At 58.3% G+C, this 16,212-nt stretch carries 14 protein-coding genes and 1 tRNA gene; 6 read left to right on the top strand and 9 right to left on the bottom strand.

Annotation, left to right across the window (positions count from 1 at the left end):
• Nucleotides 1–2: 2 nt before the first annotated feature.
• Nucleotides 3–635: a glucosaminidase domain-containing protein gene (locus Q1A59_RS08720; RefSeq protein WP_298402680.1), complete on the top strand. Its 633-nt coding sequence runs from the start codon at nucleotides 3–5 to the stop codon at nucleotides 633–635.
• 19 nt (nucleotides 636–654) lie between these two features.
• On the opposite strand, the gene tsaD is transcribed toward Q1A59_RS08720, so the two are convergent.
• The 3 genes from tsaD to Q1A59_RS08705 form a co-directional block, all read right to left on the bottom strand.
• A complete protein-coding gene (gene tsaD, locus Q1A59_RS08715) occupies nucleotides 655–1,713 on the bottom strand; it encodes a tRNA (adenosine(37)-N6)-threonylcarbamoyltransferase complex transferase subunit TsaD (protein WP_298402656.1) in 1,059 nt (352 codons plus the stop codon).
• Nucleotides 1,714–1,839: 126 nt separating this feature from the next.
• Nucleotides 1,840–2,574: a YggS family pyridoxal phosphate-dependent enzyme gene (locus tag Q1A59_RS08710; RefSeq protein WP_298402655.1), complete on the bottom strand. Its 735-nt coding sequence runs from the start codon at nucleotides 2,572–2,574 to the stop codon at nucleotides 1,840–1,842.
• Entirely contained in the window at nucleotides 2,571–3,155 is a 585-nt protein-coding gene (locus Q1A59_RS08705) for a hypothetical protein (protein WP_298402654.1), read from the bottom strand. Before Q1A59_RS08705 ends, Q1A59_RS08710 begins: the two co-directional genes overlap by 4 nt.
• Nucleotides 3,156–3,440: 285 nt before the next feature.
• Here Q1A59_RS08705 and Q1A59_RS08700 point away from each other — a divergent pair, with 285 nt between their 5' ends.
• From Q1A59_RS08700 to Q1A59_RS08680, 5 genes are all read left to right on the top strand, one after another.
• Nucleotides 3,441–5,870 carry a branched-chain amino acid ABC transporter substrate-binding protein gene (locus Q1A59_RS08700; protein ID WP_298402652.1) on the top strand — a complete coding sequence of 810 codons (2,430 nt, stop codon included), beginning with the start codon at nucleotides 3,441–3,443 and terminating at the stop codon, nucleotides 5,868–5,870.
• Nucleotides 5,871–5,948: 78 nt separating this feature from the next.
• The gene (locus Q1A59_RS08695; RefSeq protein WP_298402650.1) at nucleotides 5,949–7,115 is read left to right on the top strand and encodes a branched-chain amino acid ABC transporter permease; all 1,167 of its coding nucleotides are present in this window, start codon (nucleotides 5,949–5,951) and stop codon (nucleotides 7,113–7,115) included.
• A 3-nt stretch (nucleotides 7,116–7,118) separates the two neighbouring features.
• On the top strand, nucleotides 7,119–8,468 hold the full coding sequence (locus Q1A59_RS08690; protein ID WP_298490326.1) for a branched-chain amino acid ABC transporter permease: 1,350 nt from the start codon (nucleotides 7,119–7,121) through the stop codon (nucleotides 8,466–8,468).
• A 3-nt stretch (nucleotides 8,469–8,471) separates the two neighbouring features.
• The gene (locus tag Q1A59_RS08685; RefSeq protein ID WP_298402648.1) at nucleotides 8,472–9,251 is read left to right on the top strand and encodes an ABC transporter ATP-binding protein; all 780 of its coding nucleotides are present in this window, start codon (nucleotides 8,472–8,474) and stop codon (nucleotides 9,249–9,251) included.
• 99 nt (nucleotides 9,252–9,350) lie between these two features.
• Nucleotides 9,351–10,067, top strand: a complete 717-nt coding sequence (locus Q1A59_RS08680; protein WP_066787132.1) for an ABC transporter ATP-binding protein — start codon at nucleotides 9,351–9,353, stop codon at nucleotides 10,065–10,067.
• Between the two features lie 236 nt (nucleotides 10,068–10,303).
• Here the strand turns inward: Q1A59_RS08680 and Q1A59_RS08675 are convergent, their stop codons facing one another.
• From Q1A59_RS08675 to ccsA, 6 genes are all read right to left on the bottom strand, one after another.
• Entirely contained in the window at nucleotides 10,304–10,597 is a 294-nt protein-coding gene (locus tag Q1A59_RS08675) for a GxxExxY protein (RefSeq protein WP_298402644.1), read from the bottom strand.
• Between the two features lie 250 nt (nucleotides 10,598–10,847).
• Nucleotides 10,848–10,923: transfer RNA gene (locus Q1A59_RS08670), tRNA-Gly, on the bottom strand.
• Nucleotides 10,924–10,967: 44 nt separating this feature from the next.
• On the bottom strand, nucleotides 10,968–11,651 hold the full coding sequence (locus Q1A59_RS08665; RefSeq protein WP_298402642.1) for a response regulator transcription factor: 684 nt from the start codon (nucleotides 11,649–11,651) through the stop codon (nucleotides 10,968–10,970).
• A gap of 32 nt (nucleotides 11,652–11,683) precedes the next feature.
• The gene (locus tag Q1A59_RS08660; protein ID WP_298402640.1) at nucleotides 11,684–12,523 is read right to left on the bottom strand and encodes a redoxin domain-containing protein; all 840 of its coding nucleotides are present in this window, start codon (nucleotides 12,521–12,523) and stop codon (nucleotides 11,684–11,686) included.
• Nucleotides 12,524–12,556: 33 nt separating this feature from the next.
• Nucleotides 12,557–13,657 (bottom strand): DnaJ domain-containing protein, encoded by a 1,101-nt coding sequence (locus Q1A59_RS08655; protein ID WP_298402639.1) that lies wholly within the window; start codon nucleotides 13,655–13,657, stop codon nucleotides 12,557–12,559.
• A 147-nt stretch (nucleotides 13,658–13,804) separates the two neighbouring features.
• Nucleotides 13,805–16,198 carry a cytochrome c biogenesis protein CcsA gene (ccsA, locus tag Q1A59_RS08650; RefSeq protein ID WP_298402637.1) on the bottom strand — a complete coding sequence of 798 codons (2,394 nt, stop codon included), beginning with the start codon at nucleotides 16,196–16,198 and terminating at the stop codon, nucleotides 13,805–13,807.
• Between the last annotated feature and the right edge of the window lie 14 nt (nucleotides 16,199–16,212).

Raw genomic sequence — 16,212 nt, 5'->3', positions numbered from 1 at the left:
TGATGTATACCGCCGATAGCCCCATCCTTGGGCCGCAGACCGCCGCGATGGATCAGATGAGTCGCTATATTCTCAGCCGCCCGCACGGCGAGTATACCGAGAAGGATATTGCCGATGTCATCATTCCGGCGTATGTGCGCATCTGTTTGCCGGTGGGGGTTGACCCGGTACTGGCAGTGGCGCAGATGATCCACGAAACCGGCAATTTGACCAGTTTCTGGAGCCAGCGCCCCCGGCGGAATCCCGCCGGAATCGGGGTGACCGGCCAGTGGCAGACGCACCAGCCGGCGAATCCGAGCGGCTGGGCCTACAATCCCCAACGCCAACGTTGGGAGGCGGGGGTGAGTTTTGCGACGTGGGCTGATGATGCGATCCCGGCCCAAATTGGGCGGTTGCTGGCATACGCGCTGCGCGAAGGAAGCGAAACGCCGCCTCAGCGCGAACTGATCGCCAAGGCGTTGAGCTATCGGCCCTTCCCGCGTGCTTTTCGTGGCAGCGCCCAGACGATCAAGCAACTAGGCCGCGTCCACAACCCGCTAGGGGCGCAGGGGGCTGGTTGGGCCAGCCCCGGCCATAATTACGGCGAGGCGATTGCCCGGATTGCAAATCAAATGTTGGCGGTGCCGTTGGCGTAGGGCATCACGCCGCGATGCTTTACGCTAACGGCAAATTCGCCGTCACATCTACATCCCAACCGTGTTGTACCCCGGTGTGGAAGCGGTAAAACGCCGCTGCCGCTACCATCGCCGCGTTATCGGTGCAAAGATCGAGCGCCGGGAGATGCACCGGCACATGCGCACGTCGGATCAGCTCTTCGCGCAAGCGCCGGTTGGCCGCCACCCCGCCGGCCAGCAGTATCGCCTGCGCGCCGTGCCGGCGGGCCGCGTCAACCGTTTTGCTGACCAATACATCCACTACCGACTCTTGGAAGGCGTAGGCCATCTGAGCCACAAATGGCGCATCGAGTTGCGCCGGCTCGTTGCCGCCTTTACGCCCACTGAGTCGCGCCGCTTGCGCTAGCCGGTCTTGCACCCGGTGCAAGACCGCCGTCTTGAGACCGCTAAACGAGAAGTCGTAGCTGTCGCGCAGCCATGCCCGTGGCAATACCCCGCCGGAAGTCGCCTGCGCTGCCGCAGCCTGTATCGCCGGCCCACCCGGATAGCCCAGCCCCAAAATGCGCGCAACTTTGTCGAACGCTTCGCCGGCGGCGTCATCACGAGTCTGCCCTAGCAATACATACTGGCCGTGGTCGCGAATGAGCGCCAGTAGCGTATGGCCGCCGCTGACCAGCAGGGCCACCAGCGGGAACGGCGGCGGCGGATCGCTGCCCAGCCAGCCTGCGTACAGATGCGCTTCAAGATGATTGACCGCCACAAACGGCAACCCACGCTGCCATGCCATCGCCTTAGCCGCATTCAGACCTGTCAGCAATGCGCCGCTAAGGCCGGGACCTTGGGTGGCCGCTACCGCATGCACGTCGTTCCACCCGTTTGGCAGGGCCGCGAGCGCCGCTCGCACCACCGGTGCCAAGCTGAGAATGTGCTGGCGCGAAGCGATTTCGGGTACCACACCGCCATACCGTTCGTGCGTCGCCATTTGTGACGCGACAATATTGCTGACCACCGTGCGCCCACCGCGCACCACCGCGGCGGCTGTCTCGTCGCACGATGTTTCAAGCGCCAAAATGGTAAAGTCGTCTGGAAGTTGGTTCATACCAAGAACTCTTAAGTTGTCATAATACACGTCATTGCTGGCCAAGGTCATAACGAGGGTGGGTTCGGGCAAGGCTGTGGATTGACTAGTCCGCGGCCATTGCCGCCGAGAGCGGAGGTGCAAACCTCATCCCGCCTGCCGCTCGCCAAAGATCGCACGCCCGATCCGTACCATTGTCGCCCCTTCAGCGATCGCTGCCGCCAAATCATCGCTCATCCCCATCGACAACTCGCGCCAATTGGCCTGCGGGTAGCGGCGAGCCAAATCATCGCGCAGTTCGCGCAACGCGGCAAAGACAGGTCGCGCTTCATCAGGGTGGGCCACAATCGGCGCGATCGTCATCAGGCCGCGCACCTCAAGTGCTGGCAGCGACAAGATCGTTTCAATATCGCGCAGCAATACGCTATAGGCGTCGCTATTCTTCAGGCCGCCCGGCACCCAGAACCCTTCTTTACTCGCTTCGCCGCTGACATTGATCTGCAACAGAATCGGCAACTGCCGGTCACGCTCGCGGGCATGCCGGTCGAGCGTTTCGGCGAGCCGCAGACTGTCAACTGAATGGATGAGATCGAACAGTTCGACGGCCAGCTTGGCTTTATTGCGTTGTAGGTGGCCGATCAAATGCCAGCGTGGCCGTGGGCGCAGAGTGTGCAACGCGCTGATCTTTTGGTGTGCTTCTTGCACCCGATTTTCACCCAAATCGGTTACGCCGGCGGCTACCGCTGCCGCCACCACCTCTGGCGGATGGGTCTTGCTGACCGCAATTAGTTGCACGTCTGCCGCGCTGCGTCCAGCCGCCGCTGCCGCAGCGGCAATCTGCGCCTGTACCGCAGCCAGTCGTTGGCTCAACTCGGTATTCATGGTCGCGCTCCTCGCACATCGATCAGCAAGCGTTGCTCGATCGGCGGGTCGGGCGGCAAATGGGTGATCAACAGCAGACCGCGCCCTTCCGGCAAGGGCACGCTCAATTCCAGCGGCGTCGAACCGCCCGGCGGCAAGTTGGCCATCGTCGAGCTAGGTGAGCGATAGCTCTCGCCGGTGCTGTCGCGCAGCTCAAACGCCCTAATCGGCACCAGCAGATCGGCATTGGTCAGATTCGTCACTGTCCCCTTAATCCGCACCCCATCGGCGGTCGGTTCGATCACGTCAATCGCTACCCGCACCCGCTGGCTGCTCGCGACCGGATCGATCGGCTGGCTGCGATTGCCGGTCGCGATCTGTTGCCAAATGGCGCGGGCCGCTGCTTGCGCTTCCGGCGCCAGATTCTGCATCTCGAGCTGCGGGAGCGCGGGCAAAGGTAGTGCCGGCGTCGGTTGGCGGGCGAATTGCTCGATCAAGGCCGCTGATCGCGATTGCTGCATAAAGATGCTAATCCCGATCAGAAAGATTGCGCCCAAGAGGCCAATTGCCCAAAACGGAATGGGCGGTGAATCGTCGTACATCGCCGCCGTCTCTTTACGTTGGTTGCTCCCGGTTGGAGCCGCCCATGCGTTGATCCAACCGGGAAATTCCTCTGCGTTATCCTCCCCTTATTGTAGCTTTAGCCGGCAAGCTTGACAAACTGGCACGGATCGCGTATATTCGCCTACTGTCATCCATTGTGGTTAACTGTTCGCAACGCAATGATGCGTCCCGCTGACTCGCTCCCGATTCAGCACCGTTGCGTTACGTTCAGCCAACCGCTGGAGACGGCAGATTACCGGTTTGAAGTTAAGGAGAAATCGGTTATGAAGCGTTCGATCAGTTTCCTGTTGCTGGTCGGTATGCTGGCCTCGATGCTCGCCGCTTGTGGTGGCGGCCAGCAGGCTCAGCCGACCCCGACGCCGCAGCCGGCGACGCAGGCGACCGCGGCCCCCGCGCCGACGGAAGCTATGCAGCCGACGACGGCAGCCCCCACGCAGGTGATCAAGATTGCGACCCAAAGCCCGTTGTCGGGCGGCCAAGCGGCGCTCGGTACCGGCATGAAGAATGCAGCCGAGTTGGCAGTGCAACAATTGTCGGGTCCGCTCGCCGAGTTAGGGTTTAAGGTTGAGTTGGCTCCGTTCGACGATCAGGCGAAGCCGGAAGTCGGTTCGGCTAACGCCAAGAACATTGTGTCGGATCAAGACATCCTCTGCGTAGTCGGGCACTTGAATTCGGGTGTAGCGCTAGCCGCCTTGCCTGACTACAAGAATGCCCGCTTGGCAATGGTCTCGCCGGCCAACACCAACCCGAACATTACCGAGGGCGGCTATGAAGTGGCCTTCCGCGTGGTCGGTCGCGACGATGTGCAGGGTGCCGTGGCCGAGAAGTTCGCCCGTGAAGAACTGAAGGTTAAGTCAGTTTACATTATTCACGACACCACCGCTTACGGACAGGGTGTGGCCGAGTTCTTCCGGCAGAATGCTATCGCCAACGGTTTGCAGGTGCTCGGATTTGAGGGTACTGAAGAGAAGAGTGACTTCTCGGCCATTTTGACCCCGATCTTGGCCGCTAACCCGGATCTGATCTTCTTCGGTGGTATTTACGATCAGGCTGGCCCGCTCTTCCGGCAGGCTCGTGATCGCGGCATCACCGCCCAGTTCATGGGCCCCGACGGCCTTGACTCGGATGAGTTGGTGAAGCTGGCTGGCGATGCGGTGGATAAGATGTATTACACCTCGGTGGCCGCGCCGGTGAGCCAGTTCCCCAATGCTGCAAAGTTCGCCCAAGATTATCAGACAGCGTATGGTGAAGGCGCGCCGCCCTTCTCGGCGCAAGCGTATGATGCAACCGGCATCTGTCTGACTGCCATCGCTGATGCGGCAAAGGCGGCTGGCGGCAAGCCGACCCGCGCGCAGGTGCTGGCGGCGGTCAAGGCGCTGAAGGGTTACGAGGGTATAACTGGTACCTATACCTTCAATGAGAAGGGTGACCCCAATCCGGCGACCTACTTCGTGTTGCAGGTGAATGCGGCGAATTGGAACGACAACAAGCTAGTGACCCGGCTTGAGATTGCGCCTCCCGGCGAGGCTGCCACCGGCAGCGCAGCCGAGTTCGATCTGGCGGCGCTAGCGGCCCAGTTGGGTGCGGTGGCCAGCCGGCTCGGCACGGTCAAAATTGCGACCCAAGGCCCACTGTCGGGCGGCCAAGCGGCGCTCGGCACCGGTATGAAGAACGCCGTTGAGTTGGCAATTGAGCAGCTCAATGCGCAATTGTCGCCGCTGGGCGTTAAGTTCGAGGTGGTGCCGTTCGATGATCAGGCGAAGCCGGAAGTCGGTTCGGCCAACGCCAAGAATATCGTCTCGGATCAGGACATTCTCTGTGTGGTTGGGCACCTGAATTCGGGTGTGGCGTTGGCCTCGTTGCCTGACTACAAGAATGCCCGCCTGCCGATGGTCTCGCCGGCCAATACAAACCCGAATATCACCGAGGGCGGCTATGAAGTGGCCTTCCGCGTGGTCGGTCGCGACGACGTGCAAGGCTCGGTGGCCGAGAAGTTCGCCCGCGAAGAGCTAAAGGTCAAGTCGGTCTACATCATCCACGACACCACCGCCTACGGGCAGGGCGTGGCCGAGTTCTTCCGCAAGGCGGCTGAAGCCAACGGGATTCAGGTGTTGGGCTTCGAAGGCACCGAAGAGAAGAGTGACTTCTCGGCCATTCTAACCCCAATCTTGGCGGCCAACCCCGACCTGATCTTCTTCGGCGGCATCTACGATCAGGCCGGCCCGCTCTTCCGGCAGGCTCGTGATCGCGGCATCACCGCCCAGTTCATGGGCCCCGATGGTCTCGATTCGGATGAGCTGGTGAAGCTGGCCGGTGATGCGGTGGATAAGATGTATTACACCTCGGTGGCCGCGCCGGTGAGCCAGTTCCCCAAGGCGGCGAAGTATGCGACTGACTATCAGGCCGCGTATGGCGAAGGCGCGCCGCCCTTCTCGGCGCAGGCCTTCGATGCCGCGAATATCTGTGCGGCTGGCATTCTGTCGGCGGCCATTACCGCTGGCGGCAAGCCGACCCGCGCGCAGGTACTCGAGGCGATCCGCAACCTGCCGCCCTTCCCCGGTATTACTGGTACGTTCAAGTTCAACGCGAAGGGTGATCCAACCACGGCGACCTACTTTGTGTTGCGTGTCAACGCGGCTGACTGGAATCAGAACGAGTTGATCAGCCGCCTCGATATTGCGCCGCCGCAATAAGGCGTTCGGTTGTCCGTACTGCACATACGCGAGAGGTTGGCTCTTGCGTATGTGCTCACTACTCTGTTCGGAGCATGCATGGCTGTCGATGCAACGGTTGCCCCCACGACTGCTCGCCGCTCGCTCGGTGAAGTGCTTGGGGTTGTGTTTGGTCCGGTCGGTCAGTTGTTGGCATTCATTGTCGGGAGCGCCGTCAGTCTAGCACTGATCGTGGTTGTGCTCGCCTTTATCCTCTCTCCCACTCAGCCTGATATTATGCAGCGGGTGGTTATCATCCTGCCGCAGGTCATTATTGACGGGCTGGTGCGCGGGTTCCTCTTCGCTACCATCGCGCTTGGCTACACGATGGTCTATGGCGTGCTTGAGTTTATCAATTTCGCCCACGGTGAAATCTTCATGATTGGTGGCGTGGTTGGTGCAACCGTGAGCTTCTTGCTCGTGAGCACCGGCACACTGGAGAGTATTCCGCCACTGGTCTTCGTGTTGCTGGTCATATTAGTGGCGATGGCGTTTTGCGGCATGCTGGCGGTCACGGTGGAACGGGTGGCTTATCGCCCGTTGCGTGGTGCGCCGCGTTTGGTGCCGCTGATTTCGGCAATCGGGATGTCGCTGATTTTGCAAGACCTTGCTCGCTTGGTGATGACCAGTACGCCGCTGGGTTTTAATGCCCGCTACCAGACCCCGAATTTTGGTCAGCCAATCCAACTGTTTACTATGCAGCTCGGTGATCGGAGCGTACCGGTGATCCTGAGCCCACGCGATTTGATCTTTATTGTGGCTGCGACCATTATGCTGGTCGTGTTGAATTATGTTGTCAATGCCACTAAGTTGGGCAAGGCGATCCGCGCCACCGCGCAAGATATGCCAACGGCGAGCTTGATGGGGATTGACGTTAACCGGATCGTTGCGCTGACCTTCTTGATCGGCGGCGCATTGGGCGGTGCGGCTGGCGCGCTGTTTGGGTTGCGCATCGGGACGGTGAATCCGTATATGGGCTTGATCCCCGGTCTCAAGGCGTTTACCGCCGCCGTGTTGGGCGGGATCGGCAACATCACCGGTGCCATGGTTGGCGGGGTGGTGCTTGGCTTCCTTGAGGCGTTTGTGGCAGCCTATTTGTCGATTTTCACCGCCGGTAATTTCTCTGGCGCAGCCTATGCCGATGTGGCCGCGTTTAGCATTCTGATCTTGCTGTTGATCTTCCGGCCTTCCGGTCTGCTCGGTGAGGCGACCACGCAGAAGGTGTAGCTTATGACTACGAGCACTTCGTCGCAAAGCCTTTGGCAACGGGTGACGGCGCCTCTGAGCAGCGGGCCGGCAGCGTATGGGTTTTTGGCCTTATACGTGCTCGCGTGCTCGATACTGCTGGTGACTAATCCGCGCACCGAGTTGAGCACCGATGTTGTCTTCGTGCTCTTTCTGCTGTCGATGCTGGTGGCGTATCGATCACGGGTGGCGGCTTGGTTTAAGGTGATCTTGGGGGTGTTTGCGCTCGGCGTTGTATTGCCCTACTTTGGCACTCTGAACCCATTCTACATTGATGTGGCGACGCAGGCGGGCATCTTTACCACGCTGGCCTTGGGGTTGAATGTGGTGGTGGGTTTTGCCGGTCTGCTCGACCTTGGCTATGTGGCCTTCTTCGCAGTCGGTGCTTATGCGTGGGGCATCTTTAGTACCCCGCAGATTAGTCAGATCAATCCGGCGTGGGGCCCGGTTGATCCTGTTATGTTCTATCCCTTCCTCATTATCGGTCTCATTCTGGGTCTTATCACCGGTGTCTTGCTTGGTTTGCCAGTGCTACGGCTGCGCGGCGACTATTTGGCGATTGTGACACTGGGCTTCGGCGAGGTGATCCGGGTAGTGGCGAATAACCTCGATCGCCCGATTAACATCACGAACGGATCGCAGGGTATCCGCGCAATCGAACGCCCGCCGCTGATCATTGTTGATCAGATTCGTAATCTGGGGGTTGTGGCCGATGACAACCGGTTGTACCAGCTCTTCTTCTACTATTTGGTACTGATTATTGTGCTGCTGACGGTGATCGTCGTGGCTCGCCTCAAACATTCCCGGATTGGCCGTGCATGGGAGGCGATCCGGGAAGATGAAGTGGCGGCGGTTGCGCAGGGAATTCCGCGGGTGCGGATGAAATTAATGGCCTTTGCGATCGGGGCGTCGTTTGCCGGGGTGATGGGGGTAGTGTTTGCCTCTAAGCAGCTCTTTATCAATCCGCCTACCTTCGACTTGTTGCGCTCGATCAATATTCTGGTCATGGTGATTCTCGGCGGGATGGGTTCAATCCCCGGTGCCATGTTGGGCGCGATAATCGTGACGATGCTCGATTTGCAAATCTTGCCGCGCATTGCCGCAGTGCTGCGTGAGGCGCAAGCTGCCGGTGCACCGATCCCCCGCCAGTTTGATCCGACCCAGTATCAGCGTCTGCTGTTTGGTTTGCTGCTGGTGGTCATGATGATCTTCCGCCCGGAAGGGTTGTGGCCTGATGAGCGCCGGCGCGAAGAACAGCATGAGATTGAGATTGCCGAGGAAGAACTGGAAGTGGATAAGGACGCCAAACCAACCAGCCCCAATTCAGGGAGATGACGCATGGCGCTTCTCGAAGCTAAGAATATCACCAAGATCTTCGGTGGCCTTGTGGCCGTTAATGATGTGACGTTTACGGTCGAGCCGGGCAGTATTGTGAGTGTGATTGGCCCTAATGGTGCCGGCAAGACCACCTTCTTTAATGTGCTGACCGGTATCTATAAACCTGATAAGGGGCGTGTCGTCTTTGCTGGGCAGGATATTACCGGTTGGCGGTCAGATCAGATTGCTGCCCTTGGCATGCGGCGTACCTTCCAGAATATTCGCCTTTTCGGCAATATGACGGTACTGGAAAATGTGTTGATCGGGATGCATGTCCATTTGCATGCGTCGATCTGGAGCATTATCTTCCGTGGCCGCACAATGTTGCGCGAAGAGGCGAAGGCCCGTAATAAGGCGCTCGAATTGCTGAGCTTTGTCGGTATTGCCGATAAGCGTGATGAATTAGCCAAGAACTTGCCATACGGCGACCAGCGCCGGCTGGAGATTGCCCGCGCGATGGCCGGCGATCCGAAGATTATCTTGCTCGATGAGCCGACCGCCGGCATGAATCCGCACGAAACCGCCGAAGCGACTCAATTGATCCGGCGCTTGCGTGATGAGCGCGACATTACCGTGATCTTGATCGAGCACGATATGCGACTGGTTATGTCGATTTCCGAACGGATTTCAGTGCTCGATTATGGCAGCAAGATCGCCGAAGGCGATGTGCAGGCGATCCGTACCAATCCGCGCGTGATCGAAGCGTATCTTGGCAGGGGTGCTGCCGGCCACGCGGCATGAGGGTGAAGGTCTGAAATCGATCCGGATCGATCCTATCATTGCGGTTGTCAGGCCGCAGTCACACGGGACAATAGCTGCGACGGAAGATTGAGGATATGCATGGCCCTGCTTGAATTGCAGAACGTTCATACCTATTACGGTAAAATTCATGCCCTCAAGGGCATCTCGATGACGGTCGAAAAAGGTGAGATCGTCACCCTGATCGGCTCGAACGGCGCCGGTAAGAGCACGACGTTGCGCACGATCTCTGGCTTGCTCAAACCACGTCAAGGGCAGGTGTTGTTTAATGGGAAGCGTATTGATACCTTGCCGCCCCACGAAATTGTGAAATTGGGGATTGCGCAATCGCCGGAAGGGCGCCGGATTTTCCCCCGCCTAACGGTGCTGGAAAATCTTGAAATGGGGGCGTTTCTGTACAATACGCGTAGCCCAGAGTATCAGGCCGATCTTGATCGGGTGCTGACGCTGTTTCCCCGTTTGCGCGAACGGGTGAGTCAAAAAGGCGGTACGTTGTCGGGTGGTGAGCAGCAAATGCTAGCCATCGGTCGCGCTTTGATGACGCGTCCGCAAGTGTTGCTGCTTGACGAACCATCGATGGGGTTAGCGCCGGTGCTGGTTGAGCAGATTTTTGAGATTATCCAGACGATCAATCAGCAGGGTACCACCGTGCTGTTGGTGGAGCAGAATGCGTTGCAGGCGCTATCCATCGCTCATCGCGGGTATGTGTTGCAGAGCGGCGAGATTGTGCTTGAAGATACTGCCGCCAATCTGCGCGACAATGAAATGGTGCAGAAAGCATATTTGGGTTTGGAATAAGTACAACCGATAACGAATAGGGGAACGAATAAGTGAGTGGGAACCATGCACGGTTAGCCGTGCATGGTTATATTTTGCTGTGAGGAGATGAGTGGCAAAAAGGTTGTGATTTTGGTCGACGATGACGATGGTGCAATATTTTTTGGGGGGAAAGGGCGTTTCCATTCGAGTCTGGGCCGGCCAAAGTTAAACAGGAGACACACATTACAGTCTAAGGCGGCAAAGTATTTGAGGCACTACGCGATCTCATCATTTGTCAGGGGGGAGAAGTGTGCGTTGTATGACACGGGGATCACGTGTTCAACGCGGTGATCAGGCCGGTAAACGGTGACAAGACCCCCGGGCCGATCCAAGGCTGGCAGGCGGGGTTCGTACTCGGATGCGAACCCGCGCTTGCGCAATTGTTGGTGCATAGCCCGGTGATAAACAGCTTTGCGGTAGCCGGGGCCAAGCTCGTTATGCACTGCCATTGCCATGCCGATAATGGCATAAGTTAAACCACCCAGTTGATCGTTGACGCATAATGACATACCGTTGTGCTCCTCTGCCGCTGTGCTGCGTGAGCTTGATGGCTGCCGTTGCGCTGGCATCTGTTGAATCGGCTCTACTTATAGATACCGCGCGAAAAGGGTGATGGTAACGAGGAAGTTGGAGGCAGTTTGTAAGGAATCCACTTATTTAGCGGGGGTAGGTTGGGTGAGGTGGAATAGTGCGGAGCTGTCCGGTGGTCGGTTTTATCTGGCAAAGTAACATCCCCTGACGATAAGTCAGGGGATGTAGTGGAGCGGGAGACGGGACTCGAACCCGCGACATTGTGCTTGGGAAGCACACACTCTACCAACTGAGTTACTCCCGCTTGTTAGCGAAAGATAGTATAGCATGCTCGCCGCCGGCTGTCAATTAGGGAACGAGGCGATACCCTACCCCCCATTCGGTCAACAAGAGTTGCGGCTGGCGCGGATCAAGCTCGATTTTGCGCCGCAAATGCCAAATATAGACTTTGAGATAATCGTTGTCGCGCGCCTGTTGGTTGCCCCACACAGCGCGTAAGAGTTGTTCGTGCGTCACGACGGTGCCGACCTGTTCGGCTAGCACTTGCAACAACTGATACTCCGTCGGGGTCAGATCGATCAACTCGCCGCGCACCCGCACCTCGCGCCTGCGCTGATCAATGCTCAGCACGCCGTTGCCGGCAGTGAGCAAACGATTGACCGGTGGTACGCGTCGGAGCAGCGACCGCACGCGGGCCAGCAATTCATCGTAGTTGAATGGCTTGGTCAGATAATCATCGGCTCCTTGATCGAGGCCAGTAATGATGTCTTGGGGCATCGTCTTGGCGGTCAACATCAGGATCGGCGTAGCGGCAAACTCGCGCACCCGCTGGCAGACGGTCAAGCCATCAAGATCGGGCAGCATAATATCAAGGATCACGAGGTCGGGCCGTTGTTGGCGGACTATCTTGATCGCTTCGTGACCGTTAGTCGTTTGCAGAACCCGGTAGCCTTCTTGCTCAAGCCGGACACGCACCAATTCTTGCAAGCCATTGTCATCATCGACAACTAAAATCGTTTGCTGCTGCTCCATGGCGTTTACCCCGGTGTCAGTGATACCCATTGTTATTGACCGCCGCCGGCTGACCGGAGTTCAGAAAAGCGGGCGGCAATATCGGTAAAGGTGAGTTCACCGATATGTACGTAACGGATCTGGCCATCAGCCGTGATGAAGAAGCTGGTCGGCAATGGGAATACCCGATAGGCTTCAGTGATCTTGCCATCAACATCAAGCGCGATCGGATAGGTAACGCCATATTGGGCTAAAAATGCAGCTACTCCTTCGACGGTTTGACCTTGCACGCGCTCATCATCGGTCAAATTCACACCGATGACCATCAACCCCTGTTCCGCAAACTGCTCGTAGGCCTGTTGCAAAGCTGGCAGTTCGCGTTTGCATGGTTCGCACCACGTGCCCCAGAAATTGACTAAGACCACCTTACCGCGATACTGGGCCAGTTCGATGGTGCCGCCACGCAATTCGGGGGCCGTAAAGTTGGGTGCCGGGCGGTTGACCTCACCCATTGCCTGACCGCGGATGGTGTCGCGGTTGGTGAACATCCAGACGGCAGCTACCAGACCAACGGCCAGAAAGGCAAAGATGAAGGCATTGATGGCTTCGCGTTGGCTAAGGCTACGCCGCACCAGCGGTTTCGCTGGCCTGATCAACCCTTGGCTGATATCGTACTGTCGCCGGCGTTCTGGGTCGCTCAGCACCTGATAGGCGCGTTCGAGTTCAGCCAACCGGTTGCGCGCAATCGCTTGCAATTCGTCGTCAAGCTCGGCAAGGCGATCGGGCGAGTACCGCTGCCGTTGCTGTTCGTAAGCAGCCGCAATCGCTGCTTGATCGGCGTCTGGATTGATCCCCAGCAGACGATAGTAATGAAGCCCGTTCATCTCTGCCATTGTAACATATCCTTAGTGGGATGTTTTGTTGTCTTATTGACTGTGTTCATTAATTAATATTTGGGCTTGCAATTGTAAACCCGGATTCACCCCCGGAATTGAAAGCACCAGTCGCCATTGTTGCAGAGCGCGCTCGGTTTGGGGCGGGTCAACGGCGATCAAGCAGATGCCGTGCGAGAGCAAGACGCGGGCATCTTGCGGTGCAGCGCGCAACGCTTGCTCGGCCTCGGCTAACCCCTCTTGGGCACGATCCGGATTACCGGTATCAAGGCCGTAATAGCACAAACTGGCGGCAATATCGGCGCGCACGACATCATTGCCCGGTTGCAATTCCAGTGCCTTGCGGTAGGCATCTACCGCCTCAAGCCAGCGCGGCAACCGCTCTTGATAGATGCGTTGCGTTTCGGCATCGCCAGTCGCGAGCTGTTCCCGCACATAGACGACACTGTCAAACAGCGCATTGCCAAGGTTGATCCACGCATTGGGATTATCAGGCACTTGTGCTACCACTTGTTGCGCTGCAATGACCTGCCCATCGAATTGGGTCAAGACTTCGCGCAATGTAGGAGTAGGTGGCACAATTGTAGCTGTAGGCGTGTTAGGTGCGGTGGCGACCGGCGCTACCACCATCGTACTGATCAGCGTGCCGAGCACAATGCTAAAGGTCGCGGCGGCCACGATCAACGATGGCATGAGCCAGACCGGTTGTGCTTGCGTCGCTGTTCGCCCACGGCGCGGTGCATCGCGACGCGGCTGCGAGCTGAGATATGGTTGCGGATTAAACCCCGGCGGGCGCTCTTGCCGGCGGGCCGGCGGCAGCGGGCGAAAATCGATTAGTTCGTCATCATCGATTGGCGGCGGTGGCACCGCAGCTTTGGCCCTCGTCGCTGGCGGGGCCGGACGGAGCGTTTCGTGCAATTGCCGGTCATACTCGGCCCGTCGCTGCGGATCGCTCAAGATGCTATAGGCGTGTTCGATCTCGTCGCGCCGTCGCCGTGCAAGTTCAACTAACTCATCAGCCGCGCCCTCGAGCCGTTCGGGCGCGTACCGTTCGCGTAAGCGTTCGTATGCTGCCCGGATCGCTTCAGCATCAGCTTTGGGGTGAACTTGCAGCAGCTCGTAGTAATCGGTCATCGCTCTCACAACAACGGTCGCGATCGGTAGCCAATCAGGCTGCCCCCAACCGCGACCGTTCCATAATCATCTATCGCTATCAACCGTCCAGAAAGGTGTCATGACCACAAGGCCGGCTATCATCATACGTGTCCTGATGGTACTTGGTTAACGTCCAATCCCGCGCCAGCCCAATTGCGCAGCCAATTCGGGCAATGCCTTGGGTAGGCGCACGCGCACCCCAGCCAAGGCCAGACTGCCCTCAAGGTAGCGCCGTACCAGCGCGATGGCGCCGCCGATGACCATCAGAATGACGCCTACCCACACCAAGACCACGAGTGGTTTCACGCTCACGGCAATCACCGCTTTTGCTGGCACGACTGGCAAGTTATCGAGACCGGGGCCGCTACCTTCCAGCAACACCATGCGGTTAGTGGGGTCAAGTTCGCGCAAATAGAGGGTATGGCCACCGGGGAGCGTCACCGGGATAAATTGCAGCTCGCTCTCGTTGGTGGTAGGGTTGACAACCACCTCGACTCGTGGCTCAACCTCGATCGTTTGTCCCTCGTAAAGCACCTCCACTTTTGCGCCAACCTTGGCTTCGCCGCGCATCATCGCATCGCGGTCGATATTAAAGCCACGGAAGATCAGCGTATAAGGCCCCATCTGCACGCTCTGGTCGACGCCGAGTACTGGGCGGACCGGGTTACGCTCAGGATCGTAGCCGGCTGGCGAGATATAGAGATCGTGCCAGAAATAGCTGTGGATCGAGGGCGTCTGCATAGTAGCGCCCATCCGCTGATTGTAATAGAGGTAGGGCTGGGCCGAGAAGGTGCGCGAACCGTCGCTAACGGTCAGATCGAGCACGCCGCGTTGCTGTTCGTCGAGCTGATAGCCGTTGAAGATAAACTCGTAGCCGAACAGGCGGGCCGATTCGCCGGGGGCAAGGGTCAGGCGCGCATCGGGGGTGGCATAAGCCGAAGAAGCGACCATACCGATTGCCATCACGGTAAAGCCAAGGTGAGCGAGATAGCCGCCGATGCGCAGCCAGCCGCTGCGAAGCGTGCGCACTAGCATCAGCAGATTGGTGCCGAAAGCGAACGCGCCGCCGGCGACGTAAGCTAAGGCAAGCACATCGCGCACATCAACGATGATGGCTACAATTGCGGCAACTACCGCCAATACCGCCGGCCAGCGCAAGGCGCGCAGTAAATGGCTCAGGTTCGCATCGCGCCAGCCTAGCAACGGGCCAATGATCAAGAGCACGATTGCCACCACCCCAAGCGGTGGCACGGTACGTTGGTAGAAAGTGGGCGCCAGCGAGAAGCGACCGTCTGCAAACGGCTGGGCTTGCGGATTCATAAGGGTGCCGTCATCGAGTTCGAAGTAGCGCCCCATCCACTCTTGCAAGGTGTGGCCGACGCCGGGAATAGCCGAGATGACCGGCATCGAAGTGCCGATCCCAACCACCAGCGCGGTTATCACAATCGTGATGATGGCCAGCACAAAGAAGCTATCGCGTGAGAAGAACTTCTCGCTCAGCGGGCGGGAGGGAATATCGTTCCAGCGCATAAGGAGTGAGATGACCGCAAGCGCAAGCAAGACGATCTGAAAGCCAACCAATCCTTCAAAAATCCCTTCAGCCACAAATGAGTGGACTGAAAAGTTGGCGTATACGCCGCTGCGGGTCATGAAGGTCGCGTAGAAAACTGTAATATAGGTAGCAACCCCCAAGACCAGATTGGTCTTGCGCAGGCCGCCGTGGGTACGCTGCACCAGCATCCCATGGATAAGCGCTGTCAGAATCAGCCACGGCACCAGCGAGGAGTTCTCGACCGGATCCCAGCCCCAGTAGCCTCCCCAACCGAGCGTTTCGTAGGCCCAATAGCCGCCGAGCAGCAGGGCCAAGCCCAAAAACGCCCATCCTGAGAGCGTCCATGGTAGAGCGCGCTGAACCCACGTATCGTAGTCACGCCGCCACAGAGCCGCTAGCGCAAACGCGAAGGGAATCATGGCCAACGCATAGCCGACAAACAGGATCGGCGGATGAATAATCATCCAGAAATTGTGCAGCAGCGGGTTGAGGCCGCGTCCATCGCTGGGATTGAGGGCTACCCCGGTCGAAGGATCGACGAGGGGCTGGAACGGGTTGAGCACCAGCACAAAACCGATAATCGCCGCTTGAATAACCATCACCACCAGCAGCACATACGGCTCAAAGTGCTTCGTGCGGCGCACCAACAACACGCTTACGATCGCCCCCCATAGCAGCCAGATCATAAAACTGCCCGGCTGTCCGGCCCAACTGGCGGCAATGGTGAAGAAGAACTCTAGATCACGCGAACTATAGTTGTACACGTAATCGAGATCGAAGCGGCGCGCGATAAACACCGTTATCAGCAACGTCCATGACATCAGGACGCCGGCCAGTGCGGCGTACACGCCAAACCGGGCATAGCTAAGTGCAGATCGCTGCCCGCGCAGCACGAGGCCATAGCCAATCGCAGCCAGCAAGGTCATGCCAAGGCTAGCTATGAGCAAGAACGTACCGAAGAAATACATAGCAACTCTTTCCA

This window comes from uncultured Chloroflexus sp., from assembly GCF_937951745.1.
In the GTDB taxonomy this organism is placed as follows: Bacteria; Chloroflexota; Chloroflexia; order Chloroflexales; family Chloroflexaceae; genus Chloroflexus.
Note: the sequence above shows the minus strand (reverse complement) of the source record. Positions and strands in the feature narration are given on the sequence as shown.

Excerpts from the sequence above, each read along its gene's own strand:
- Q1A59_RS08660 (WP_298402640.1), bottom strand. The coding sequence starts at position 12,523 with ATGGCAGAGATGAACGGGCTTCATTACTATCGTCTGCTGGGGATCAAT.
- ccsA (WP_298402637.1), bottom strand. The coding sequence starts at position 16,198 with ATGTATTTCTTCGGTACGTTCTTGCTCATAGCTAGCCTTGGCATGACC.
- Q1A59_RS08695 (WP_298402650.1), top strand. The coding sequence starts at position 5,949 with ATGGCTGTCGATGCAACGGTTGCCCCCACGACTGCTCGCCGCTCGCTC.
- Q1A59_RS08690 (WP_298490326.1), top strand. The coding sequence starts at position 7,119 with ATGACTACGAGCACTTCGTCGCAAAGCCTTTGGCAACGGGTGACGGCG.
- Q1A59_RS08685 (WP_298402648.1), top strand. The coding sequence starts at position 8,472 with ATGGCGCTTCTCGAAGCTAAGAATATCACCAAGATCTTCGGTGGCCTT.
- Q1A59_RS08710 (WP_298402655.1), bottom strand. The coding sequence starts at position 2,574 with ATGAATACCGAGTTGAGCCAACGACTGGCTGCGGTACAGGCGCAGATT.
- Q1A59_RS08665 (WP_298402642.1), bottom strand. The coding sequence starts at position 11,651 with ATGGAGCAGCAGCAAACGATTTTAGTTGTCGATGATGACAATGGCTTG.
- Q1A59_RS08705 (WP_298402654.1), bottom strand. The coding sequence starts at position 3,155 with ATGTACGACGATTCACCGCCCATTCCGTTTTGGGCAATTGGCCTCTTG.
- tsaD (WP_298402656.1), bottom strand. The coding sequence starts at position 1,713 with ATGAACCAACTTCCAGACGACTTTACCATTTTGGCGCTTGAAACATCG.
- Q1A59_RS08700 (WP_298402652.1), top strand. The coding sequence starts at position 3,441 with ATGAAGCGTTCGATCAGTTTCCTGTTGCTGGTCGGTATGCTGGCCTCG.
- Q1A59_RS08720 (WP_298402680.1), top strand. The coding sequence starts at position 3 with ATGTATACCGCCGATAGCCCCATCCTTGGGCCGCAGACCGCCGCGATG.
- Q1A59_RS08655 (WP_298402639.1), bottom strand. The coding sequence starts at position 13,657 with ATGACCGATTACTACGAGCTGCTGCAAGTTCACCCCAAAGCTGATGCT.
- Q1A59_RS08675 (WP_298402644.1), bottom strand. The coding sequence starts at position 10,597 with ATGTCATTATGCGTCAACGATCAACTGGGTGGTTTAACTTATGCCATT.
- Q1A59_RS08680 (WP_066787132.1), top strand. The coding sequence starts at position 9,351 with ATGGCCCTGCTTGAATTGCAGAACGTTCATACCTATTACGGTAAAATT.